The sequence below is a fragment of the Paenibacillus sp. TAB_01 genome (assembly GCF_043945595.1).
In the GTDB taxonomy this organism is placed as follows: domain Bacteria; phylum Bacillota; class Bacilli; order Paenibacillales; family NBRC-103111; genus Paenibacillus_S.
Genome location: NZ_JBIFNP010000002.1, coordinates 14,777 through 37,436 on the forward strand (window position 1 = coordinate 14,777; position 22,660 = coordinate 37,436).

General features: G+C 55.6%; 22 protein-coding genes, 1 pseudogene and 1 riboswitch. Of the genes and pseudogenes, 5 read left to right on the plus strand and 18 right to left on the minus strand.

Annotated elements, in window-relative coordinates; translation table 11 throughout:
• Positions 1-58 precede the first annotated feature (58 nt).
• Complete coding sequence (locus ACHHV8_RS33105; protein ID WP_395163733.1) at positions 59-1,006, minus strand: endonuclease/exonuclease/phosphatase family protein; 948 nt, start codon at positions 1,004-1,006, stop codon at positions 59-61.
• A gap of 325 nt (positions 1,007-1,331) precedes the next feature.
• On the opposite strand from ACHHV8_RS33105, the gene ACHHV8_RS33110 reads away from it, so the two are divergent.
• Positions 1,332-3,278, plus strand: coding sequence for an ABC-F family ATP-binding cassette domain-containing protein (locus ACHHV8_RS33110; RefSeq protein WP_395163734.1), 1,947 nt, complete (start codon positions 1,332-1,334; stop codon positions 3,276-3,278).
• Positions 3,279-3,422: 144 nt separating this feature from the next.
• Here the strand turns inward: ACHHV8_RS33110 and ACHHV8_RS33115 are convergent, their stop codons facing one another.
• Together ACHHV8_RS33115 and ACHHV8_RS33120 are read right to left on the minus strand one after the other, a co-directional pair.
• Positions 3,423-5,336, minus strand: coding sequence for a hypothetical protein (locus ACHHV8_RS33115; RefSeq protein ID WP_395163735.1), 1,914 nt, complete (start codon positions 5,334-5,336; stop codon positions 3,423-3,425).
• Positions 5,246-6,049, minus strand: coding sequence for a hypothetical protein (locus tag ACHHV8_RS33120; protein WP_395163736.1), 804 nt, complete (start codon positions 6,047-6,049; stop codon positions 5,246-5,248). Before ACHHV8_RS33120 ends, ACHHV8_RS33115 begins: the two co-directional genes overlap by 91 nt.
• 600 nt (positions 6,050-6,649) lie before the next feature.
• Here ACHHV8_RS33120 and ACHHV8_RS33125 point away from each other — a divergent pair.
• From ACHHV8_RS33125 to ACHHV8_RS33135, 3 genes are read left to right on the plus strand one after another with little or no spacing between them, the layout of a single operon-like run.
• Complete coding sequence (locus ACHHV8_RS33125; RefSeq protein WP_395163737.1) at positions 6,650-7,099, plus strand: DoxX family protein; 450 nt, start codon at positions 6,650-6,652, stop codon at positions 7,097-7,099.
• Positions 7,100-7,151: 52 nt separating this feature from the next.
• Positions 7,152-7,703, plus strand: a complete 552-nt coding sequence (locus ACHHV8_RS33130; protein WP_395163738.1) for a helix-turn-helix transcriptional regulator — start codon at positions 7,152-7,154, stop codon at positions 7,701-7,703.
• The gene (locus ACHHV8_RS33135; RefSeq protein ID WP_395163739.1) at positions 7,700-8,161 is read left to right on the plus strand and encodes a DUF2269 family protein; all 462 of its coding nucleotides are present in this window, start codon (positions 7,700-7,702) and stop codon (positions 8,159-8,161) included. The genes ACHHV8_RS33130 and ACHHV8_RS33135 overlap by 4 nt, the downstream gene beginning before the upstream one ends.
• Before the next feature lie 126 nt (positions 8,162-8,287).
• Here ACHHV8_RS33135 and ACHHV8_RS33140 read toward each other — a convergent pair whose 3' ends face one another.
• The 7 genes and pseudogenes from ACHHV8_RS33140 to ACHHV8_RS33170 form a co-directional block, all read right to left on the minus strand.
• Entirely contained in the window at positions 8,288-9,685 is a 1,398-nt protein-coding gene (locus ACHHV8_RS33140; RefSeq protein ID WP_395163740.1) for an NCS2 family permease, read from the minus strand.
• 164 nt (positions 9,686-9,849) lie between these two features.
• Positions 9,850-9,950: riboswitch (purine riboswitch) on the minus strand.
• Between the two features lie 80 nt (positions 9,951-10,030).
• Positions 10,031-10,459: a copper amine oxidase N-terminal domain-containing protein gene (locus ACHHV8_RS33145; protein WP_395163741.1), complete on the minus strand. Its 429-nt coding sequence runs from the start codon at positions 10,457-10,459 to the stop codon at positions 10,031-10,033.
• A gap of 285 nt (positions 10,460-10,744) precedes the next feature.
• Positions 10,745-12,283: pseudogene (gene guaA / locus ACHHV8_RS33150) on the minus strand (glutamine-hydrolyzing GMP synthase).
• Between the two features lie 288 nt (positions 12,284-12,571).
• The gene (locus tag ACHHV8_RS33155; protein ID WP_395163742.1) at positions 12,572-14,002 is read right to left on the minus strand and encodes a transglutaminase-like domain-containing protein; all 1,431 of its coding nucleotides are present in this window, start codon (positions 14,000-14,002) and stop codon (positions 12,572-12,574) included.
• Positions 13,999-14,190 (minus strand): hypothetical protein, encoded by a 192-nt coding sequence (locus ACHHV8_RS33160; RefSeq protein ID WP_395163743.1) that lies wholly within the window; start codon positions 14,188-14,190, stop codon positions 13,999-14,001. Before ACHHV8_RS33160 ends, ACHHV8_RS33155 begins: the two co-directional genes overlap by 4 nt.
• 18 nt (positions 14,191-14,208) lie before the next feature.
• Entirely contained in the window at positions 14,209-15,270 is a 1,062-nt protein-coding gene (locus ACHHV8_RS33165; RefSeq protein WP_395163744.1) for a hypothetical protein, read from the minus strand.
• Positions 15,236-15,940 (minus strand): DUF58 domain-containing protein, encoded by a 705-nt coding sequence (locus ACHHV8_RS33170; RefSeq protein WP_395163745.1) that lies wholly within the window; start codon positions 15,938-15,940, stop codon positions 15,236-15,238. Before ACHHV8_RS33170 ends, ACHHV8_RS33165 begins: the two co-directional genes overlap by 35 nt.
• Positions 15,941-16,026: 86 nt before the next feature.
• Between ACHHV8_RS33170 and ACHHV8_RS33175 the strand changes: the two genes are divergently transcribed.
• Positions 16,027-16,380: a hypothetical protein gene (locus tag ACHHV8_RS33175; RefSeq protein ID WP_395163746.1), complete on the plus strand. Its 354-nt coding sequence runs from the start codon at positions 16,027-16,029 to the stop codon at positions 16,378-16,380.
• A 109-nt stretch (positions 16,381-16,489) separates the two neighbouring features.
• Here the strand turns inward: ACHHV8_RS33175 and ACHHV8_RS33180 are convergent, their stop codons facing one another.
• From ACHHV8_RS33180 to ACHHV8_RS33215, 8 genes are all read right to left on the minus strand, one after another.
• Positions 16,490-17,473, minus strand: coding sequence for an AAA family ATPase (locus ACHHV8_RS33180; protein WP_395163747.1), 984 nt, complete (start codon positions 17,471-17,473; stop codon positions 16,490-16,492).
• Positions 17,474-17,532: 59 nt separating this feature from the next.
• Positions 17,533-18,543, minus strand: a complete 1,011-nt coding sequence (locus ACHHV8_RS33185) for a stalk domain-containing protein (protein ID WP_395163748.1) — start codon at positions 18,541-18,543, stop codon at positions 17,533-17,535.
• The gene (locus ACHHV8_RS33190; protein ID WP_395163749.1) at positions 18,437-18,970 is read right to left on the minus strand and encodes a polysaccharide deacetylase family protein; all 534 of its coding nucleotides are present in this window, start codon (positions 18,968-18,970) and stop codon (positions 18,437-18,439) included. The genes ACHHV8_RS33185 and ACHHV8_RS33190 overlap by 107 nt, the downstream gene beginning before the upstream one ends.
• A 346-nt stretch (positions 18,971-19,316) precedes the next feature.
• Positions 19,317-19,787, minus strand: a complete 471-nt coding sequence (gene bcp / locus ACHHV8_RS33195) for a thioredoxin-dependent thiol peroxidase (protein ID WP_395163750.1) — start codon at positions 19,785-19,787, stop codon at positions 19,317-19,319.
• Positions 19,788-19,871: 84 nt separating this feature from the next.
• Positions 19,872-21,122 carry a serine hydrolase domain-containing protein gene (locus ACHHV8_RS33200; protein WP_395163751.1) on the minus strand — a complete coding sequence of 417 codons (1,251 nt, stop codon included), beginning with the start codon at positions 21,120-21,122 and terminating at the stop codon, positions 19,872-19,874.
• Positions 21,123-21,304: 182 nt separating this feature from the next.
• Positions 21,305-22,000: a hypothetical protein gene (locus ACHHV8_RS33205; protein WP_395163752.1), complete on the minus strand. Its 696-nt coding sequence runs from the start codon at positions 21,998-22,000 to the stop codon at positions 21,305-21,307.
• 188 nt (positions 22,001-22,188) lie between these two features.
• A complete protein-coding gene (locus ACHHV8_RS33210; RefSeq protein ID WP_395163753.1) occupies positions 22,189-22,479 on the minus strand; it encodes a hypothetical protein in 291 nt (96 codons plus the stop codon).
• 25 nt (positions 22,480-22,504) lie between these two features.
• A complete protein-coding gene (locus ACHHV8_RS33215) occupies positions 22,505-22,660 on the minus strand; it encodes a hypothetical protein (RefSeq protein ID WP_395163754.1) in 156 nt (51 codons plus the stop codon).

Below are 22,660 nucleotides of genomic sequence, written 5' to 3' on the forward strand. Positions count from 1 at the left end.
GCATAAGCGGGAAAATGGCCGTTCAAGCCAGAGGAGAGCGGCCGGCTCCCTCGCTGATTCAATGGATGAACACGGTCGCCAGAACCGGCCGGTGGTCCGAAGCCGCCGTCGCTTCCGTCCAAGCGGAAGCCTTGTCTTCAAACCCGGCAAACAGATGATCGATTTCGCCTCCATGCAGTACCGTCGCCTGCGGGCGGGCTAACGGCACCTTGTGCAGCAGAAGCGAAAGCTCCCTCATCAACGGGTCGCTCTCCTTCATATTAAAATCGCCCATCACGACGACGGGAGTCTGTACCGACCTCACAAACCGGAGCAGCTCCGGCATTTGCTGCGTGCGGTCCGCACGGGGCACGCCCAGGTGAGTCGTAATAATAGTGACGGCCTCCCCTCGCGCCGTAACCGTTTGGGCGGCAAGCGCCACGCGCGGCTCCAGCCCGCCGGGGAGCCGGTCGATTCGAACGCGGCTTAACGGATACCGGCTGAGCAGCGCAATGCCGTATTGGGATAAACCCTGCTTCATCGCAGGGGCAAATATATACTGCATGCCGAGCTGTCTTGCCAAGGCAGCCGCTTGATCCTGCAGGCCGCTTCGCCACTGATAGCGGTCGACCTCCTGAAGAGCGACGACGTCCGCTCCTCCCCGCTCGATTTGGCTGGAGATGGCCGACAGCCTTATTTGACCGTCTAAACCTTTAGCATGGCGAATATTAAAGGTCATCAAGCGAAGTGGCGGATTGGCGTTCTCGCCAGGTAACGCCTGCAGCGGCGCTCGGGATACGGCCGCGCCGGAAAGCGCCGATTCGCTCTGCGAAGCTCCAACAGCCGGAGAAGACACCGTCGCAGTTACCGGAAAATACCGGGACTGCAAAGGAGACAGCCAAAATCCGGCGGCCGCGGCGGTACAGAGCAGCAGCACAAGCGAGCCGGCTATCCGATACTCGAAGCCCGTCTTCCCGCTTCCGCTCCGGGAGGCCGCTTCCATTCCGCTTACAGGTTGAACATCCATCTAGTATCCCCGCTTTCCGCATCAATAACTTGAGCATATAATAGATGCTTTTCGTTTGTATACGCGGGAAACAGTGGGAATAAAGCTTCATCCCCATGTGGATAACTAGATCTGTGGATATGTTTATACTTATCTTGAAATGTATGCACAGAAAGCCTTCGGTTATTGTTAATACTGTGCATAACCTTGTGAATAATTGAAGTTCCGTACAATAGGCTGAAAACTCGGGAAGAACATGATACACTGAAAGTGTTGTTTTGCATAGCTATTTTCAAAATGATGAGATAGATAATCTGGTTGTCTATTGTTTAGGAGGCTTTTATCCATGCTGCTGCAAGTTTCGGGGATCACCAAAAGCTACGGGATCAATACCGTTCTTTCTAATATATCGCTGCAAATTGAGCCGAGAGAGCGGATTGGACTCGTCGGCGTCAACGGCGCGGGGAAATCGACCCTGCTGCAAATTATCGCCGGGGAGATGTCTTACGATTCCGGGGATATTTTTAAAGCGAAGGAAACTAAAATCGGATATTTAAAACAAAACAGCGGCCTCATTTCGGACCGTTCCATCTGGGATGAAATGAAAAGCGTCTTCACGCATCTGGAGGAAGCGGAACGGGAGCTCCGGAGGCTTGAAGCCCAGATGGCCGATCCGGCTGTGCTCGCCAACGAGAAGCTGACGGAAGATACGATGAAAAAATACGCCGAGCGCTCCGAATGGTTCAAGGAGCAGGGCGGCTACGAAGCGGAAGCGCGCATCCGCTCGGTGCTCCACGGGATGGGCTTCGGGGAATTTGCTCCGGAGACGCCGGTCAATACGCTCAGCGGCGGACAAAAGACGCGGCTCGCGCTCGCCAAAATGCTGCTGCAGGCTCCGGATCTGCTGCTGCTCGATGAGCCGACGAACCATTTGGATATCCAAACGCTCACCTGGCTCGAGGGCTACCTGCGCTCGTACTCCGGCGCTATTCTGGTCGTTTCCCATGACCGCTATTTCCTGGACGCCCTGGCGGGTGCCATCTATGAAATCGAACGGACCACCTCCAAGCGCTATACGGGCAACTATACCCGCTATGTCGAGCTGAAGCAGGCGGAATATGATATTCAGATGAAGCAGTTCGAGAAGCAGCAGGAAGAAATTTCGAAGATGGAGGATTTTATCCAGAAGAACATCGTACGCGCTTCCACCACCAAGCGGGCTCAAAGCCGCCGCAAAGCGCTGGACAAGATGGACCGGATGGACAAGCCGATGGGCGAGCTGAAACGAGCCCATTTTGCTTTCGAGGTCGAACAGCCTTCCGGTAAAGAAGTCCTGCAGGTGAACGATGTGGGGATATCCTTCGACGGAACGAAGCCGCTGCTGCGCAATGTATCGTTCCAGCTGCGCCGGGGAGATACAGCCGCCTTGATCGGACCGAACGGGATCGGCAAGTCGACGCTGCTGAAGGCGATGATCGGACAGCGCAAGCCGAATCAAGGCACGATCCAGTGGGGAGCCAACGTTCGCATCGGCTACTACGATCAGGAACAAAGCCAGCTGAATCCGAACAATACGATCCTCGCCGAAGTGTGGAATGCCTTCCCTCATCTGGAGGAAGCTCGCGTGCGTACCGTACTGGGCAGCTTTCTGTTCAGCGGCGAGGATGTATTCAAAAAAATCGCCGCGCTCAGCGGCGGTGAAAAGGCCCGCGTCTCCTTAGCCAAGCTGATGCTGGAAAAAGCCAATGTCCTCATTCTCGACGAGCCGACGAACCATTTGGACTTGTTCAGCAAGGAAGTGCTCGAATCCGCGCTGATCGACTATGAAGGCACGCTGCTCTTTATTTCCCATGACCGGTATTTCCTCAATAAAATGGCGGAATCCATGCTGGAATTGTCACGGGACGGCGTCACGCCGTATTTGGGCAACTACGACGATTATGTAGAGAAAAAGCAGGAGCTCGAAGAAATGGAGCAGCAGCGAAAAGCGGCCGAGGCTGCGAAGAGCAAAGCAAGCTCAAGCGCGGCCGCCTCAGCAGCGAATGCGGCGGACAGCGGCTACGAGTCGAACAAGCTGGCTAAGCGGGAGGAACGCTCAAGGCAGCGCAAGCTCGAGCAGCTCGAGCAGGCTATTGCCCGGCTGGAGGAAGAGATCGGCGGTCTTGAGGCAGAGCTTGCAGAGCCGGAGGTCTACAATGATTACGTGCTGGTCCAGCAGAAAAATGAAGCGATAGAGCAAAAAAAATCGGAGCTGGCCGACTGCTATGAGCAGTGGGAGCAGCTCGCGGAATAAATAAAGATAGGCACGCTGCAAAAGGATGCTGCCGTTTGAGCCATGCCTGAATCCTATAGCAAGACGCCTCCACAACCGCGGTATATGCGGGAAATGGGGGCGTCTTTTTTGTGTAACTATTCAGGCCGTGCAGAGACTGCCTCATTATTTATCGGAAACCGCAGCCTCATCGAACTTCAGCAGCAGCAAAGGCACGCTGCTGTAGACGATCATCGTCGCCGCAGCCACGATCCCGGAATCGTTCAGCAGGAGCGCGGCAATGGTACCGATGACATTGGCAGCCACTCCGTGCATCAAATACGGGTACTGCCGCTGCCAGCGGCGGAACCGCCCCCGCGGCCTGAGCACCAGGACAGCCATCACCGCAAGCCCAGTCAGCAGCACCTTGCTCCAGGCGGAAACCCCGATCAGGTGCACGTTCATCTCCAGCTTGCGCAGGACGATATCGCCGATCCAGCTGAACTTCCCGGCGAGCAGCGCTTCGAACGCCCGACCCACGTGGCTCTGCCGGTGGGCCTCCGCCCCTGTGGCTGCTCCATGGTTGAGCAGCCACAGGCCCGCGAGCGCTGCGACGAGCAGCAGCGCGAGAACGGGCGCCGTCCTCTTCCAGCGGCGCCCGCCGGCCAGGCGCGCACCGAGCGCGCCGAAGCCCAGCGCGGCGGACAGCGCTCCGCCCGCGTTAGCGCCGAGCGCCGGCGACGCGAGGTAGCCGGCGACGAGCAGGCCGGCGGCCGCAGCCGGCGCGGCGCGCCAAGCCGCTGCGCGGGCCCGGTCGGCGCGGACCGCCAAGCGGCGGCGCCAGTGCGCCAGGCGCGGCCAGCCCCAGGCGGCCGCGAGGCTGACGCCGGCTGCACCAGCAGCCACCGGTGCAGCGGCCGAGGCTGACGCTGGGCCAGCCGGCGGCGCTGCGAAGGCTTCGTGTGCAGCCGCCGGCCCAGCTGCAGGCGAACCGTCCGCCGAAGCAGCCTGCGGCTCGCGCTCCGGTGAGGCAGGCTGTCCGCGGCGGGACTGCCGCGACTGCCGCAACGACTGCTGCAGAGCCGTCAGGCCGAGCAGCACGGCGCCGAGCAGCACGCCCATACATTCATTGCCCATTCCATAATAGCGTGCGCCGATCATCACATCGTAGCCGAGAACGGAATGCTGCATCGCCTCCGCTCCCTGATAGCCGTCGGTGAGCAGAAGAATGCCGACCCCTATGCCTATAAAAGCCAGACAGACAATCGTTCGAGTCCGACTGCTCGCATACCGTGCGCAAAGGGCGCTCAGCAGGAAGACGCCTCCTAAGCAAACCATGGCGACGAGCCATGGGGATCCCTGCGGGGCCCCTCCCATGCACAGCAAACCCGCCGGAGCCAGCAGCAGCGAAAACAGCAGCGCTTTCCCGATCTCTCTGGCACGCCTGCCCAGGCGCTTGACGGCAAACAGTCCAATACCTAGAGCCGATAGCATAACCGTAATCTCATACACGGCGAGCCCGTAGAGCAGCGAAGGCCGGATGGCATAGACTTGTTTTATTTGCTGTACTTGCTCGAGCAGCGCACTCCAAGCGCCTGTTTTCGGCTCTAACTGAATAGGCAGCCCGAGCATAGTTTCCGGCACCTCGAGCCGGAAGGCTTGAAGCAGTGTCGGCGCCACGTCTACGAAGGAAACAATGCCGGACCGGCGGGTCGTAGCTGAGCTTAACAAGCCTTCTTGACCGCCGGCGGAATATATCATGAGCGGGACCAGCAGAGCCTTCTGCTTCGCGGCGTCCGCATTCACCTGCGGACTGAACAGCCATAGCTGCCGATTGCTCCCGCCGCTTCGTCCCTCTTCGAGAGACAGGCTGTCTCCCAGCATCGTCAACTGGCCGAGAAAACGGTCCAGATCGCGAAGCACCTTCGATTTGATGCGTTGGAACGCTTCCTCCGTATATAAATACTTCTCATCGTATAGCCGTTGTAAATCTCCAGCCTCCAATAGAGTTACGGAAGGACCTGAGCTTTGCTCACGAACGCGCTGCAGCAGCCAGTCGTAATTGGTGCGTATGCCGGAAGGGTAGCTGCCGTCCCCCAAAAGTCCGGTTTCATCCACCCTGCCGCGGGCAATCGAACCGGACCGGCCGCCAGCATCAGCGGCGCATACCTGCGGTCGGCTCTAGCTGCTTCTTCCCTCGTTGAATCCCCTCCGCCCATACCTTTGCCTGTATTTCCCCACACACTCAGTCTAACGCCTGCGGATTTCAGCGTTTCGCCAAGCAGTCCCGGCTCCGCCCGGTGATAGATGTTTTCGTTCGCACGCAGCATCAGCCCCCACTCAGGTACGATGAGGTCACTTCTGACATCGGCTCCATCGATACCTCGGAAACGGTTAAACTTATCAAGGGACAGCTGTCCGTCCTTCCACTCCTCCTTGTGCACCGCTCTCGCGGCGGAACCCCCTTCTGCAAATTGGCCGGCTCCCAGCGACAGGTAAACGTCGGCAGCGCCTCTGCCCGGCGTTCGTATATTCATGGCTCCCCATGCCGATACTTTTTTCAAATGCTGTAATACAGGAGTGGAAGCCTGCACTTCCGAATCGTCCCCAAGCTCCGTAAAAGAGAGTCCGGGCACAGAGAGCAGTACAACCTGCTTATCCGCGGGGCCTGAAGAAGCTGCAGCCGGTGCTAACCGCGCAAGAACGGGACGGTCATCCCCCCTGTGAACACTGCTGTTAATAATAAAGGTCAGCAATAAACCTATCCACAAGCCTGCGGCAACGGACAACTTCCGCCTGGGCTTTTTCCACATGCTGCGACCGCTCCTTTCTATCTTCAGCATCTATATCTTCGGCTACTGTCCCCCAAATATGCCCAGCTTATCCATTCCCTTTCGAGTATAGGAAGATGCTTGTATTATCCACAGCATTATCCCCTATATCCAACTCGATTTTATCCTTATCAAATAAGCATTTCTCACTTAATCCACAGAGTTATGCACATTATCCACAGGTTGGTGTTAAAATATTTATCCACGCTGCCGTTCCGATGCAATGGACAACTTATCCTGTCGTGCCGCCATTTTTTACCTTTATCCCCACTATACACAAAGGTTGTGGATAACTAATATCCACAACCTTTATGTTCGATTTAGGCCACATTTCAGCCGTTTTTTTGGAGCCTAAGGGCAAAATTTTGCAATTCCTTTTCCAGCGAGCCCCCTGCTGACCCAGCAGGATCCCTAAAAATCAACGGCTTCTCCGCTCCTCGACGTATAACCGGAAAATAGTGATCCCGTCTGCCGGGCAGCAATCCTATCCCCTCGCAAAAAGGATTGACGAGAATATTTTCCCAGTTTATAATCACATTATTGATATTCATATTATGAATATGAAAGCAGGTGTACATCTCCATGATAACCTTGTTCATTTTGTTAGGCGGTTACGGGATCTTGTATGTCTTTTCCCGCCTCGGCGTTCTTCCAGCCACCTCATCCAACGAGGAATTAGCGGCTTGGGCAATGGCCTTTTTTCTCTTCTTTTTCGGTTTAAGCCACTTTTACAAATTTCGCGACCTGCTGCGCATCGTTCCAAGCTGGGTCCCCTATCCGCAGCAGACAGTGTATTTGACCGGCGTTCTCGAAATTCTTTTTGCATTCGGGCTGCTGATTCCTTCGCTTCGTTTTGCAGCAGGTATAGCGATCGTTCTTTTCTTCATCGCCGTTTTTCCGGCCAATCTTAACAAAGCGATCCATCGGATTCATGTGCCGGGAACGTTAAGTACCACGATATTGTCCTGGGTACGTCTTGCTTATCAGCCTTTGTTCATCCTTTGGACCTTGTACTGTATCGATGCTCTTTAGGCCGCTAACGGCCGTCTTATCCCACAATTTTTCCACTAGAAGGGTGAAAATCATGCAATTGCAAGCGAAATACGTCATCTTGGGTTTGTTGTATAAACAGCCTATGTCCGGTTACGAAATGAAAAAGCGTTTCGAAGAGCACTTCTCCTTCTTCTTTGACGCCAGCTACGGCAGCGTATATCCTTCCTTAGCCAAGCTGGAGCAGGAAGGCTGTATCACCAAACAGACCGTCCTTCAGGAGGGCCGCCCGAACAAATTTACCTATGAGATCACCCAGCAGGGCAGGGAGCAGTTTAACGACTATTTGAAAAGCCCGTTGGGCACGGACAGTACCCGGTCCGATCTGTGCATGAGACTATATTTCGGGGAGTTTACCGACGAGCAGACGATCGTGGATTGGCTGGAAAGAGGCATGCAGGCGAATCTCGAGCAGCTGGAAACCTTGGAAAAGCTGAAGAACCAATATGTCTCCCAGATGTCTGCCGCCCAGCGAATCTGCATCTCCATCGGCATTGAGCACCATCGTGCACGTTATGATTCCATCCGCCAAGGTCTTGAGCAAATCCGGCAGATGGATCCGATAAAAAAGGAGGAAACGCGATGAGCTGGCTTGTTTTTATCCATGTGCTGGGTGCGGTGATGTTTCTCGGAAACGTAATGACCGCGGCTTTTTGGAAAATTAAAGCGGAGCTTGCGGGGGATATTGCGCATCTGCATAAAGTTACGAGAAACGTGATGCTAGCCGACTATATTTTTACGCTGCCGGGGATTGTCCTCATTGTCATTACGGGGGTTATTATGACGCTGCAGCTTGGATATTCCCTTGCAGAGCTCAACTGGCTAACGGCGGCCATTGCCCTTTTCGCGGTCACCGGTCTCATCTGGGTAAGCATTCTCATTCCCTGTCAGCTTCGCATGATTCGGGAAAGTCACCTGTCGATGAGGGACAACACGCTAACTCCAGAGTACCGCAAAGCCTCCAGACGGTGGGATGTGTTCGGCGTCATCGCTACTTTACTGCCGATTGCCACGCTGTTCTTTATGATGGCTAAACCATTCTAATTCTCTGCCGATTTACATGGCCCTGTGCCTTTGCCTTATGCCGCAAATAGAAAAGCCCCGGCACTTCAACATCCGTTGAACGCCGGGGCTGTCTTTTTGAAGGAAGCTTGGGTGTTACCCTTCTGGTTAGCCTTCGCTTCCGATAAATACGTATCTGAGAATAATCAGCACGGCCAGAATCCACATCAGCCAGTGCACCTTGTGATTGCTTTTACCGCTCATGTTGCCTACAGCTGCCAGAATAACATAAACCACGATACCGAAGGAAACGCCGTTCGCAATATTGTAGGTGAAAGGCATCAGTACGATCGTCAAGAACGAAGGAATCGCGACCGTCATATCGTGGAAATCGATTTCTTTCACAGCCTGCATCATCAGCACACCGACTACGATCAGCGCCGCGGCCGTAGCCGAGCCTGGGATCAACGCTGCAATCGGAGCAAGGAACAGTGCGAGCAGGAAGCACACGCCTGTCGTCACGGACGTCAAGCCAGTACGGCCGCCCTGCGCAACGCCAGCCGCGCTTTCAATAAACGCCGTTACGGTACTTGTCCCCACCAGCGCGCCGCCGCTGACTGCAACGGCATCGACCATCATCGCTTTACCTACTCTTTTGTTGCCTTCTTCTTTATTCTTCATAAAGCCCGCACGGTTCGCCGTTCCAACCAGCGTTCCGAACGTATCGAACAGCTCAACGAAGGTAAATGTCGCAATAACCGTTATAATCCCCGCATTCCATAGACCTTGGAAATCGAATTGGCCCAGAGCCATTTTGCTCAGATCCGGAACCCAAGTGGTCTTGGCGTCAGTCAAGGAAGCCAGGTTGACTTGTCCCATGAAAATACCGATTATCGTCGTCAGCAAAATCCCGAACAAAATAGCTCCGCGGACTTGAAGCACCATCAGAACGGCAATGAGCACAATTCCGATAATCGTAAGCTGCACCACTGGATCATGCAGACTGCCCATATGGATGACCGTTTCAAAAGAAAGCACGTCGGTAAATTTATGAGCCGGAATATCGTTCCCCGCTTCTACCGCGACAGTCATCAAACCGCTGTTTTTCAAACCGACGATCGTAATGAACAGCCCGATCCCTACGGTGATCGCATGCTTCAAACTGTCTGGAACAGCTACCAGCAGAAGCTGCCGAACCTTCGTTACCGTCAGAACGATGAAGATTAAACCCGAAATGAATACAGCCGCCAATCCCATCTGATACGTAAACTTGCCTTGAGAGGATAAAATCACCGTTGCAAAATAAGCGTTCAAGCCCATGCCCGGCGCTAGCGCAACCGGAAAGTTAACGAACAATCCCATTGCGATTGTCATGACCCCCGCAGCGATGGCCGTCGCCAAAAACACAGCCGTCCAGTCCATCCCCGTCGCGCCGGTACCGAAGCTGCTCAGAACGTTCGGATTTACAGCGAGAATATACGCCATCGTCATGAACGTCGTCAAGCCGGCCATGATCTCGGTGCGTACGTTGGAGCCGTTCTCCTTCAGCTTAAAAAATCGATCCATTCCCCAAATCCCTCCAGTGGTTGTGGAACAACGAAAAAACCCAGCGCTGATCATCGCTGGGTTCACAAACAAATGAAAGACCCGACGCTTGCAGCCAGCCTTCAGCCTCAGAAGAAGACAGCTTATCCAGCCGGCTCCTGCAGTCTGATCTTTCCCGCATCGTCTTGTCCGTTTTGTTTGTTCGTAGCCAGATCATTTACGGTGATCTCGTAGAAACTCTCAGGCCTATTCCCGAGATTATACGAAACTGTTATTCCCTTATTAGTCATCATTTATTCTAAATTTGTTGACGAAGCTTGTCAATCATTTTCCGAACATTTTGTCGAATAATATGTAATATGTTCGTTAATTAATGATGGTAAATAAATGAAACCAAATGCCCGACTTTGAATTCTGCACTGTATTGCCTGTTACTTCACCTACGAAGCGTAAAGGAACCATTGTAATTCCATCTATAATTACCGGCGGCTTCTCAAGCGTCATATTGTGATCATTAACCAGAACATCTTTGCTCCCTATAAACATCGAAATAGTTAATCCAGCTTTGGAGCCTTTAATGATTTGGCCCGTTGCCCCTAAATCGATGTAATCTACTTTCAAGCCAAGCTTCTCAAAAATGGCCCTGAAAGGAACAAGCGTTGTCCCCTCTTCAATTCTTGGTGAAACCTCAAAATTTAATGACTCACCGTTAATTAATACTTTAATAGGCTCTTGAGCAAAAGTCTGAACGGGGTCGAATAAAATCATCCCAGATATTATTCCGATAGCCGTCATTTTTCGAATACTCCGTAAGTTCATCATCAGTCAGTCTCTTTCTATTCCGCCGCAAATATAGTTCTAAATAACTATCCACAAGCCTAAATAATAGTAAGATGATACCATATTATATAGCGCTCAGAATAGACATTTGTTTTTATCAACTTGAAAGGAGATATGCATGAGAACGAATGTCGTCTGGATGGTTCCTTACTTTTGTTTGATATAAAAAATACCCCCTTCCACCTGCTAAATAACGCAGATAAAAGAGAGTATTTTTTCATTTTATTGATTTGTTACCGTCTATTCCCACTCGATCGTTGCCGGCGGCTTCGACGTTACGTCGTAGACGATACGGTTAACGTTGTCCACTTCGTTGACGATACGAACCGAGATCTTCTCCAGCACGTCCCACGGGATACGCGCCCAGTCGGCGGTCATGCCGTCGATGGAAGTCACCGCGCGGATACCGACGGTGTAGGAATAGGTCCGTGCGTCGCCCATAACGCCAACGCTCTTCATGTTCGGCAAAGCCGTGAAATACTGCCAAATTTCGCCGGTCCAGACCGGCTTTGGCAATTTCCTCGCGAAGGATAGCGTCCGATTCGCGGACGATCGTCAGCTTCTCTTCCGTGACCTCGCCCAGTACGCGGATCGCAAGACCCAGACCGGGAACGGCTGACGCCATACGATTTCCGCAGGCAGCCCGCACTCTTCGCCGACTTTACGCACTTCGTCCTTGAACAAAGCTTTCAGCGGCTCTACGAGCTCAAATTTCATATCCTCCGGCAATCCGCCCACATTGTGATGCGATTTGATCGTATGAGCCGTAGCCGTACCGCTTTCTACGATATCCGTATACAGCGTGCCTTGCGCCAGGAAAGCGAAATCGTCGAATTGCGCCGACTCTTCTTCAAACACGCGGATAAATTCGTTGCCGATAATTTTACGTTTTTGCTCAGGATCATCCACACCGGCCAGCTTGCCCAGGAAACGCTCGCGGGCATCGATTTTAACAACCTTCATATCGAACTTGCCGACAAAGGTTTCCATGACGCCTTCCGCTTCCCCTTTGCGCAGCAAACCATGGTCGATAAACATACATGTCAATTGATCGCCGATCGCTTTATGAATCAACATAGCCACGACCGAGGAGTCCACGCCGCCGCTCAATGCGCACAATACTTTTTTGTCGCCGACCTGATTGCGGATATCGCGGATCGTATCCTCGATAAAGCTTTCCATGCTCCACTCGCCCGCACAGCCGCATACCTGGTAAAGGAAATTGCGGATCATATCGTTGCCGTAAACGGAGTGGCGTACCTCCGGATGGAATTGAACGGCATACAAGCTTCTGTCCGGATGGCTCATCGCGGCAACCGGCGCATGCTCCGTGCTGGCATCGACCACAAACCCTGCAGGAGGCTCGACAACCAGATCGCTGTGGCTCATCCAAACCGTTTGCTGTTTATCCAAGCCGTGCACCAGCTTGCAGTGGTTTGCAAAATCAACCTCGGCTTTGCCGTACTCACGCTTCGAAGCTCGCTCTACCTTGCCTTGAAGCTGATGAGCCATCAGCTGCATGCCGTAGCAGATGCCCAGAATAGGAACGCCCAGATCATAAATCGCAGGATCGACGAGCGGGGAATCTTCTCCGTACACGCTTGCCGGCCCCCCTGAGAATACGATCCCTTTCGGCTGAATCTGCTTCAGCTTCTCCGCGGACGTGTTGTAAGGCAGCAGCTCGCTGTAAACGCCCAGATCGCGAATACGGCGGGCAATCAGCTGGTTGTACTGGCCGCCAAAGTCCAGTACCACAATAATTTCATTCGGCTTGTCCATAATTTCCTCCTTAGGTTTCCTTGGTAAGCATTTCTTGATAGGCGTGTAGGTCACACCGTCACACCATGAGGCCGAGTCCGCGAATGAAAAACATTCATCGTAAGCAATAAGCAACAACCGCTTAGGCGCTCTGCTCTAAATCAATAGACATTATTATAATCTTCTGATAAGCAAAGGGCAATGCCTGTGTCGAAATTGGAAGACGGGACGACATAAACGAAAAGCATGCCCTCCCGCGGCAGCTGCAAGCAGCCGGGAAGCCTGCAAAAAGCCTGTAATCCGCAAGGATTACAGGCTTTTCTTCAACAGCTCCCACGCTTCGAGCAGCTGCTTGCGGGAAACAGGCGACGGGCCTCTGCGATACCGGACCGTTTCCAGCAGCCGAACGACCCTCAGTGCGGCGCCGCGCTGCGCTTCATTAGCGAAGGGACGGGTCAGCGCGTATTCGCGCATCGTCTGCGTCGGATCGGCGCGTCCCCACCGCTTCTGCACCTTGCCCCATAAGTGGTCTGCTGTCCGAAGCAGAGCGAGCGTCCGGAACGTTCCAAGCGAGCCCTGTCTATCCAGCCCAAAGACGGTATCGCGCGAAACCGCCCGAGCTTCCCTCCGGTAAACGGTCCACAAGTGGATGATCCAGCCCCCAGAGAGTGCCATTATCCCCAAGGATAAGAGCAGCCACATCTTCATCCCCAGGAGGCTGCTGTGGAACAAGGCGGGAACTCCGGCGGCCCGTGTGTACAAAGAGGAGGCTTGCTCCCGAAGCATGGGGACAAGCTGGCTCCAATCCGTCAGAGAGCCCAGCAGACTTGACTGCCCGGAGACGGCAGCAGGTCTGCCGGAAACGGCGGCAGCCGTAACTGCAAGAGACGCTGCGCCGGAGGCCGTACCGTCATTCGTGCCTGCAGCCCCGGGGGCATAGCCCGACGTAGGATCAAAGGGCACCCAGCCGGCAGAGGGCAAATAGACCTCCACCCAGGAGTGGGCGTCTTTATTCCGAACCTCCACTGTATATACGGTCGCATCGCTGCTGCTCGCTGCTGCAGCCAGCGCAGGTGAGGCTCCTTCGGAGAAGTTCAAACCGGCCGGGGCAGCCGACGCGCCATTGGCCTGTGCAGACTCCCCGCTCGGTTCATTCCACACGTTTCCCTTCTCTGAAGAGAGAACGACGCCTGGAGCAAAGCCTTTCACCCAACGCGCGGGGATGCCTGCCGAGCGAAGCAGAACTACCATCGCGGACGAAAAGTGGTCACAGTAGCCGGATTTCTGCTCGAACAAAAATTGATCGACCAGATCCTGCCCTCCGGATGGAGGCCGGCTGCCGCCCAAACTGTAAGTATAGTTTGTACTTAAATAATGCTCGACGGCTTTAGCTTTCTCATAGGACGAGCCAGCCGATTGTGTGATCTGCGCAGCCAGCTCCCTGACACGGGACGGGAGCGAGTCCGGCAGTTGGAGATAAGCCGTCCGGCGCTGATCGGACATCAGCCGCTCCGGTTCCGGAGTGATGTTCTCCTTGACCGCCCCTCCGTTCCATGCCAGCACCTGTACTCTATACGAAGCGACAGCGTCGGCCATCGCCGGCAGCAAATATTGGTCTGTGGTTGTGTTCCGCCAAATCCAATCGGAGGGGCCCGGTTTCCCCTGCTCGGATACCAGCTCCTCCGCCTTGAGCAGCTCGCCGCCAAGGAACAGCTGGCGGTTCAAGCCTTTCTGCTTCAACACAATCTCTTGGAATGAGCCGGAATCCGGCCCCCTCCGACCTCTCTGCTCTCTTCACCTCCGCCGCTTCCTGCAGCAGAAGAAGGAGAGGCACCCGAACCGGCACCGCCACCGGAGGAGGATGCATAGGCCTGCGCTGCAGCTTGATTCGCTTCAGCCGGCGCGTGCTGCTCCTCATATTGAACCATTCTCGTCTCCGGCTGGGCTCAGCCTTTGCCGGAATAATATGTTTTGGCTTCGCCCCGCCAATAAGTCAGCCGGGTCGTCCTTGCTACGAACGCTACGGTTTCATCCTGGGCCAGCGGCGATCCGAGCCGGCTGTCATCGGAGCTGTAACCGGTTTTGCCTGCAGCGGAAGATGATGACGCGGCCATATCAAAAGGCCAGCGGCTGCCCCAATCGGCCAAGTAACCCGAGGTTAATACCGGCTCACCCTGAACCGGATGCTGCCCCGCCCCAAGCCAAGCTCCCGCAAGACAAAGCACAGTCAGAGCAACACTCCCCGCCAACGGGGATAAGGGGGTGGAGACGGCAGCCTGGCTGAAGCCGCGGGAACGGGAGACGGATGGATGCATGAAGGAAGACGAGCCTTCTTTTCCCTCCTGCCCCCGCCTCTCCGGCATACCGCTCGAAGCCGGCAGAGGAAGCGATTCATCCGCTTCCTCCTTCCAGCGCGACCAGCGCCCGGCCTGCAGCATCGCCTGCAGCAGCAGACCCGCTCCGGCCGCCTGCATAAGCACCGGCGACAGATCGACTTCGAAGAAGAGCTGCAAAATGACGATATACAGCAGCGTCATAACGACGAACCAGAACAGCTGCTGCCGGTCGGCAATAAACGATTGCAGCACCCCGATAAAGAAAGCCCAGCCGCCCAAAAAGAGCAGCGTCCGGGTGGCGGGATCCCATGCGTCGACCCGGCCCTGCAGCGTATAAAGCATATCCCTGTTCAAGGTATGCAGCCAATCGGCCCACCACCCGGCAGGCGGAAGCCACTGGCCGCTGTGCAGCACCGCCGTGATCAGGATAACCGCCAGCAGCTGCGCCCCCCATCGGGTCAGCCGCCCCACAGGCAGCAGGTGAATCGTTAAAAATAATCCGAATGCGACCAGGAACGGCGTCATCCGGTATATCTCGGTTCTATCGGACAGCTGCTTCAGCGGAATGAGCCAGCAGCTCAACAGCCAGAACAATAACAGCGTACATGCCAGGCGTACCCACAGCGGAGATGGGAGTTCAAGCTCCGGCTGCGGACGAGTCGGCTTGGCCATGGCCATCCCCTCCTTCCGCAGCGGGGATGAGGCGGCCTGCCGCGTTCACCGCCGTGAAGATAAGGCCGGCGGCCTCTGCCTGCCGCCGCCAGGCGCTCACAGCTTCGACGGCCATCTCGCCGCTGCCGGCGACACAAACCAGGTGCGCGGCGCGCGGCGCAAGCCGGCTCATCAGGCACAGCAGCGCTTCCTCCGGCTGCGCCGTAATGACGGCGATGCCCGCGCCGGGCCCCATGCGCAGCGCCTCGCGCTGCACATGGGCCGCTGCGGGGAGCTCGCCGTCGCATGCCAGCTGCGCGAGCAGCTCCAGCAGCTGCGGGAAGCGTTCGCGTCCGCGCGCCTCCTGCGACCGGCCCTGCCGGTCGTTTGCGGCCAGACGGACGCTCAGCCCCTGCTGCAGCGCGCGCTGCGCCACTCCCGCCGCGGCCGCAACCGCCGCTTCGAACGATGCCTCGTTCGTGCGGCTCTTGGCCGCGTCCAGGCATATGAGCAGCCGGTCGGTATCCGGCAGCTCCGTTTCTTTGGCGCGCAAATCGCCGGTGCGCGCCGTAGCCCGCCAATGGATCCGGTTCAGCGGATCCCCGGGCGTATAGGGCCGTGTCCCGTACGGAAACGGGGACACGGCCTGCCGCTGCGGCGCTGGCGGCATTCCCTGGCGCGGGAGGGTCATCCCCCGCGCCTTCCGCACGCCGCGTGCGGAAGATCATCGGCTGCGGCAGCACCAGCAGCCTGTGATCCGCGGCTGCAGCGCGCCGCGTGAAGCGCAGCAGCCCGAAGACGTCTCCGGACGTTACGCGGACGGCTTCCAGCCGGTACATGCCGCGGGGCAGCGCGGGAAGACGGAGCGACCACCCGGCCGTGCCGGACAGGGGCGGACGAATTACTTCCCGAACGATAAGCCGCTCCTCTCCGGCGGACGGCTTCCAGACCAGCTCCAGCAGCAGCCAGCCGGCCGGAAACCAGCCGCGGCCGAACAGCAGCCGGCCCTCCAGCACCGTCTGCCCTCCGCTAAAGCCGCGGGACTGCTCTGAGCTCCAGCGCAAGCGGACGGCGCGCGTTACTCCCCAAAGCATGAAACCCAAATACAGAAACACCGTTCCGATAGCATAAAAGCAAAACCAGGCGGAGCGTCCGCCAAAATGTACAGCCCAATACCAGGACGCTCCCCAGCCGGCCAGCAGCAGGCTCAAATTCCATCCATTGCGCATGGCTTGGCCTCCTACTGCGCGGACGCGTACTTGCGCGCCGCCTGTACCGGGAGCCCTGCGACAATGGCTTCCAGCACCGCGATCCCGTGCTTTTGCGCCATATCCGCTTCTGGCGTCAGCACAAGCCGGTGAGCCAGCACGGAGCTGGCCAGCTGCTTGACATCGTCCGGAATGCAGTAGCTTCTTCCGGAGAGGAAAGCTCTCCCCTGCGCCGCCTGCAGCAGGGCAATCGATGCCCGAGGACTCGCTCCGAGCGCCACATCGGGATGCTTGCGCGTCGCCCCTGCAAGCTGGACGATATAGCTTTTGACCGCCTCATCTACATGAACGCGCGCCGCTTCCCTCTGTAGAACGGTCAGCTCCTCCTGCATCAGGATCGGCTGCAGCCGTTGCAGCGGATGGTGCTCCTCCTCCCGGCCGAGCAGAGTCATCTCCTCCGCAGCCGTCGGGTAACCGAGCCTCAGCTTCATAAAAAATCGATCCAGCTGCGCTTCCGGAAGACGAAAGGTTCCTTCGAAGTCGAACGGATTTTGTGTCGCGAGAATAAAGAAAGGCTCCGGCAGCGCATAAGAGGTGCCGTCGACTGTAATGCTCCTTTCCTCCATGGCTTCCAGCAGAGCGGCCTGCGTTCGGGGCGTCGCACGGTTCAGCTCATCGGCCAATACCAGATTGGCCATCAAGGAACCGGAACGAAATTCGAATTGACCCGCATGCTGGTTCCATATGCTGCTTCCGGTCAAATCCGAGGGCAGCAAATCCGGTGTGCACTGAATGCGCTTGAAGCTGCAGTCCACCGTTTTGGCCAATGTCCGGACAAGCATCGTTTTGCCTACGCCCGGCACGTCCTCCAGCAGCACGTGCCCCCGGCACAGCAGGGCGATCAGCAGCTTTTCTATCACATCGCGCTTGCCTATGATCACTTTTTCCATTTGATAGATGACTTTTTGCAGCACCTCGTGCGGGGGATCAAATAACGATGAATGCACCTGAATCATGAAAATACCTCCTCATAGATTTCATTCTATGATTCTAGTATTTCCATTTGAGAGCCGGTTTAGACCCCTGTCGGCATATCGCTCCAGTTCCAGCCCCAGCCCGGAAACCTCCAAGCCCGCTGCAGCAAGCTGTCGATCTGCCCGCGCCCCTCCTGCTCGCCGAACGATGTAATCTGCCCGCCAAGCTGCTCAAGGGCTTTCCTTAACGGTACCCAGACCGTCCCCTCCCGCAGCTCCATTTCCGGCAAGTGATATACGGCATTCGCGACGCTGCTGCTCACGCGCTGTTCGCTGCGGGAGAAATCGTAGCTGACTGTGAACTGTCCGGTGTGCAGTACGGCCGTCCGCCGGGCCTCCTCCCATTCGACCTCCCCGCCTGCCGCTTGAGCCCATAGCCGCAGCGGGATCTGATAATGTCCTGCCTTCAGGCGGTACTGCTCCGGCCCGAGCTCATAGGTTACGCCGTTAACCGTCAGCTCCAGCGGTTCTGTGTTTACTTGGGGGCCGTGTCCTGCGGCTTCGGCATGCTTACCGTCCGCTTCATCGCCTCCGTCCTGATGGGCGACTGAGGTTTCGCCCTGCCCTGCTTCGGCGGCCAACATCTCGCCATGCCGCTGCGCTTCGGACAGCAGCTGTTCAAACTTCGTTTCGGACAAGCTGCGCGGCACGCTCGGCTTGCCGGCACGGAAATGATTCGGCTGCACCTCCGGTGTCAAGGAAGCAAAAGCGTAGCCTTTTTCTTTAAACAGATGAATAATATCCGGCAGCGCCTTGACCGTCTGCTCATGTCCGGTACCGTCGTGCATCAGCAGAATAACCTGCTTTCCGAAGGGCCCCTTCTCCACTGTCTGCAAAATTTCCGAGGCGGGCACCCCAACCCGTTTGGAATCCCCGCTGTCGATATTCCAGTCGTGCACCTCGTAACCGGCCTGATCTAAATAATAGAAATAAAATGCGTCGAAATTACCGAAGGTGCCCTCCCGGCGCCCTGACCAGCTTCGTACGAATTCCGGTTTCTTCTTTAATGATTTGCTCCGTCTGCTCCAGCTGATTCCAGAACGTCTCGACATCGGAATAAAGCTCCTTATATACATGATCATATGTATGATTGCCTATCGCATGGCCTTCCTTCACCGTCTGGCGCAGCAGCTCCGGATGGGCCTTTACCTGTTCGCCCAGAACGAAAAATGTCGCCTTCACCTCTTCATCCCGCAATATATCCAACACCTTGGAGGTCAGAGCGCTGGGCCCGTCGTCAAAGGTCAAATAAACCGTAGGCTGCTCAGGCGCAGCATAAGCCTTATCCTTCCACAGCCGCTGTCCCGACTTCAGCTCTGCGTACAGCTGCTCGGGATCCGTAACGCTTTCCGCCGCATCCGCCGAAGCATGAATGCGATTCCAAGAAAAAGGCATAACCAGCATGGAGCAGAGAAGCGAAACGATAACCAGAAAAAAAGCGCGTTGAAGCAACGTGGTTTTGGTACGGCAGCTGTGCATCAAAAGATCCCTCCGCATAATCTACTTTTAATGAAGCCTTCTACTAAATTAGGCGACTTAATAGACTATATGGGAGAAAGTTCGTTCCTATGCTCAAAATCTTTGAAGGAGATCGCCCGTTTCCGGCAAGCCCGCCGAAACGGAAAAAGCCCCTTCCGAATATCCGGAAGGGGCCTGGCTTGCTCTTGTGTGATGCTAGGGCAGGACATCCTTCCGACCTATTCCGGAAGGGTCCAGCTTTCACCCGGTCCGTCTGCCGGGCTTTTTTTAGATATAGTCCTTGAATTCAGCCTGCATCCAAGCAGCGGCGGCGTCCGCCACGATTCAAGCCTTCTCCTCTGCCTGCCTAGCCGCTTCCAGCACCTCGGCCGCATGATTTTTCACTTTCACCTTCGGTCCATGACCGGATCAGCTTGCCTTCCTCATCAATTAGAAAGGTCGAGCGGACAACGCCCATGTACTCTTTGCCATACATCTTCTTCAACTGCCATACCCCGTATAACTCGCATACGCGATGCTCCTCATCCGACAACAGCAGGAAAGGAAGCTCATATTTCTCAACAAATTTACCGTGTTTTTTTAAAGTGTCAGGACTGATCCCGATGACTTCCGCACGGACTTCCCGGAAAGCCGAGGTAAAATCGCGAAAATCGCATGCCTCCTGAGTACAGCTCGGCGTCATATCGGCAGGATAGAAATAAATAACTACCTTTTTGCCGCGGAATTGACTCAGTGACACTTGTTCCCCATGATGGCCGGGAAGGGTAAAGTCGGGCACTCCTTGACCCGGCTGTAAAATAGGCGTCTCTTCTGCCATATCCATTTCATCTCCTCGTGAGGCTGTCCGAAAGAACCTCGATGCCTGCTCTGCAGCTGCCCATCGTTCTTCCTTAACGTAACATTATAGGGAACCCCACACCGGCTTGTCCACTGTTCTCTTCAAGCTGCCCACCGAGGCCCGGAGCTGCGCCTCCGCCTTCTCATTGACAGGCAGGGCGGCATCCGCCTTCACGGCCCGCAGCAGCTTCTCCAGAAATTGCTCCGGCATGTAACCGTTTTTTTGGTTGCTGCCGGTCACAGCCAGCACCAAATTCAAATCAGGAACGACGAAGATGCGCTGCCCGCCGGAGCCTGCGGCGTAGAACACAGAATGGGCCTTGAACGGGCTCTGACTGCTGGGAAAAGGCTTAAGCCACCAGAAGTAGCCGTAGCCGCCCTCCGTCCCGTCCGCATAACTCGGGCTTGTACAGGGCTGAATGCTGGCTTCTACCCAAGAAGAAGGAATCAGCTGGCCGCCCTCCCACTGCCCGCCCTGCAAATAAAGCAGCCCGAACTTGGCCATATCTCTCGAACGAATCCGTAACGCCCAAGAGCCGATGGCGACCCCCTGCAAATCTCCTCCCCATGCCGGGTTGCGGATGCCCATCGGCACGAACAGCTTGGTGTGCACATACAGGTTCACCGGGATACCGATGGCGCGCTGCAGCAAGCCGGACAGCAAATGCGCATTGCCGTTATTGTACTGAAATGCAGAACCCGGCTGAAACCTCATGCGCCGGTCTAATACATATTGTACCCAATCGGGTGAGTCGGCCATTTCGACGGACGAGCGTTCTCCCCTGTTATCCCACTCGAGACCGGAGCTCATTGAAAGCAGCTGCTCTACCGTAATCTCCGCCTTGCTCTGCTCATGCTGTATTTCAGGATAAAACTCTCCCAGCTTGTGCCCTACTCCGGTCAGCAGTTCTTCCCCGATCGCCATGCCGCAAGCTGCGGCGGTGAAGCTTTTGGTCACGGAATACATCGGATGAAGCCTGTCCTCATCCCATTCCTTACTGTAGCCCTCGGCCACGATGTACCCGTTGCGGACAAGGACGAAGCTGTGCAGGTTTTGATCCTTTACCTCCTTCACCGCTTTTGCCAGACCGGCCGAGTCGATTCCATGCGCTTCGGGCGCTGCGGTTCTCCACCCTTCCGTGGGCCAATAATCAGGCTGCGCCGCTTTTCTTAAGTGCCCCACGGCTTCCAGAGCTGAATAAGTAAGCCGAGCTTTTGCCGAAGAAGAGATCTCTAACCCCCGTACCGGCGCGGCTTCCTTCTGCAGCAGTCCTTCATTTCTCTTGAGACTTATCTGTTGCCCTGCTTTGCTCATCTATGCTCCTCCAAGCCCATTGAACGCCAAAAGCCCCCGCTATGCGCGAGTCCGCTGAAAAACCATAGGCGAGTGCGGACCGCTCCTCCACAGCTTGCGCTTCTTTAGAGAACGGTCCCATACTTGCCGCTAGTCATTCGGCGAGACCTCCATGCGTGAGGCATATTCCGGCGTACTGGACGTTATTTTTCCGATGTATGGATTAAGGCTTCCAGCGAAGGCTTGACTTGATTCGACAGCTTATCGACCAGCTGATCCTCCGTGATGCCTTTGACGGCGGCCAGATCGGCCAACGTTTTTCCATCAGCCAGCCCTTGTTTCACTTCGTTCTTGCTTATTCCGAGCAGTTCAGCGATGTCAGCCGCTTTAACCTTGTAGCCTAGCTGCAGCTTTTTCGTTTTTTCACCGGGGGTTTTAGCCTTATCTTGATACCCTTCCTTCTCGACGATCTTCTGCACCTTGCTCTGAATCTGTTTGTTCAGCTTGTCCGCTTCATCCTGAGTAATCTTATTGCTTTGCAGAGCATCCGCTACTTGAGACGATTCAAGCTGCGCCAGCTGGTCCGTTAATCCTTCTACATTCACGCCTTTGGATAACGCAATGTCTGCAATGGATTTTCCGCTCGCCAGCGCATCGTTCAAGTCGATCCAATCCATACTCAGCGCGTTGGACGCATTGCCCTCCACCTCGCTCCAATCCAGCTTGAAGCGTTTGTTTAACGGAATCGACGTATCCGCCGGCGCCGGCGCGCTGACGACACTGCTATCGTCATCATCATCGTCTGCATAAGCCTGCTGGGTCGCCAATCCGCCGAAGCCTCCTAATAACAACGCCACTGCTACCGTCCCGGCCCACATACTGCGCTTCATTGATTTCATAGCTTCTCTCCACCTTATCCGTAGCTTATTTTACGATGCAGAAGTGATCACCCTTGCAAAACCTAGTGTAGGTCCGAATTATGAAAAAAAATGACACCCAGATGAGTGCCAGCTAAAGTTCACATTAAAATTGGATTAAAATTCCACCCGGCCAAAAGAAGCCGATGCTCTGCCGCAAGCCATTCTGTTCACGCATTCGATTCGTCTGCATGTCCGACCGACAAAGCCCGGTACTGCCATAACACCTGCCGGAGCTCCGGATATCGTTCTTCGGGACATCGGACAATAAGCGTCAGCTCCGGAACGGTTTTCGTCTTCCGCACGACCGGGAGCAGCGACTTCTGTACAATCCACTGCGTAATTCCGCCGCCGATGAAAAATCCCGCTACTGCCGAAACAATGCCCCAAATAATCGGGCCCTCCGCCAGCCGAAAGCCGCAGCTGATACCAACCACCGACATAGCCGTACCAGACGCCATCCCTACCTCGAAGGCCAGCGTTGTTTTACCGGAGGGCTTGGCTAAATCTTCTCCGTACGGGCTCTGATGCACTGTCCATCGGAATAAGCATGATCGCGCTGCGCGCGACTCCCTTTTGCTCCAGTACGGCCAAAGCCTCCTCCACTTCCAATGAATGCTCAAAAGTACTGATGATCAGCAT

What these genes read in the sequence shown, in the direction of transcription:
- ACHHV8_RS33125 (WP_395163737.1), top strand. Translation starts at nt 6,650, where the DNA reads ATGATAACCTTGTTCATTTTGTTAGGCGGTTACGGGATCTTGTATGTC.
- ACHHV8_RS33205 (WP_395163752.1), bottom strand. Translation starts at nt 22,000, where the DNA reads ATGAAATCAATGAAGCGCAGTATGTGGGCCGGGACGGTAGCAGTGGCG.
- ACHHV8_RS33170 (WP_395163745.1), bottom strand. Translation starts at nt 15,940, where the DNA reads ATGACCCTCCCGCGCCAGGGAATGCCGCCAGCGCCGCAGCGGCAGGCC.
- ACHHV8_RS33145 (WP_395163741.1), bottom strand. Translation starts at nt 10,459, where the DNA reads ATGACGGCTATCGGAATAATATCTGGGATGATTTTATTCGACCCCGTT.
- ACHHV8_RS33190 (WP_395163749.1), bottom strand. Translation starts at nt 18,970, where the DNA reads ATGCACAGCTGCCGTACCAAAACCACGTTGCTTCAACGCGCTTTTTTT.
- ACHHV8_RS33160 (WP_395163743.1), bottom strand. Translation starts at nt 14,190, where the DNA reads ATGGTTCAATATGAGGAGCAGCACGCGCCGGCTGAAGCGAATCAAGCT.
- ACHHV8_RS33135 (WP_395163739.1), top strand. Translation starts at nt 7,700, where the DNA reads ATGAGCTGGCTTGTTTTTATCCATGTGCTGGGTGCGGTGATGTTTCTC.
- ACHHV8_RS33215 (WP_395163754.1), bottom strand. Translation starts at nt 22,660, where the DNA reads ATGCTGATCATCAGTACTTTTGAGCATTCATTGGAAGTGGAGGAGGCT.
- ACHHV8_RS33210 (WP_395163753.1), bottom strand. Translation starts at nt 22,479, where the DNA reads ATGGCGTCTGGTACGGCTATGTCGGTGGTTGGTATCAGCTGCGGCTTT.
- ACHHV8_RS33165 (WP_395163744.1), bottom strand. Translation starts at nt 15,270, where the DNA reads ATGGCCAAGCCGACTCGTCCGCAGCCGGAGCTTGAACTCCCATCTCCG.
- ACHHV8_RS33140 (WP_395163740.1), bottom strand. Translation starts at nt 9,685, where the DNA reads ATGGATCGATTTTTTAAGCTGAAGGAGAACGGCTCCAACGTACGCACC.
- ACHHV8_RS33120 (WP_395163736.1), bottom strand. Translation starts at nt 6,049, where the DNA reads ATGTGGAAAAAGCCCAGGCGGAAGTTGTCCGTTGCCGCAGGCTTGTGG.
- ACHHV8_RS33110 (WP_395163734.1), top strand. Translation starts at nt 1,332, where the DNA reads ATGCTGCTGCAAGTTTCGGGGATCACCAAAAGCTACGGGATCAATACC.
- ACHHV8_RS33130 (WP_395163738.1), top strand. Translation starts at nt 7,152, where the DNA reads ATGCAATTGCAAGCGAAATACGTCATCTTGGGTTTGTTGTATAAACAG.
- ACHHV8_RS33200 (WP_395163751.1), bottom strand. Translation starts at nt 21,122, where the DNA reads ATGAGCAAAGCAGGGCAACAGATAAGTCTCAAGAGAAATGAAGGACTG.
- ACHHV8_RS33180 (WP_395163747.1), bottom strand. Translation starts at nt 17,473, where the DNA reads ATGATTCAGGTGCATTCATCGTTATTTGATCCCCCGCACGAGGTGCTG.
- bcp (WP_395163750.1), bottom strand. Translation starts at nt 19,787, where the DNA reads ATGGCAGAAGAGACGCCTATTTTACAGCCGGGTCAAGGAGTGCCCGAC.
- ACHHV8_RS33185 (WP_395163748.1), bottom strand. Translation starts at nt 18,543, where the DNA reads ATGTCGAGACGTTCTGGAATCAGCTGGAGCAGACGGAGCAAATCATTA.
- ACHHV8_RS33105 (WP_395163733.1), bottom strand. Translation starts at nt 1,006, where the DNA reads ATGGATGTTCAACCTGTAAGCGGAATGGAAGCGGCCTCCCGGAGCGGA.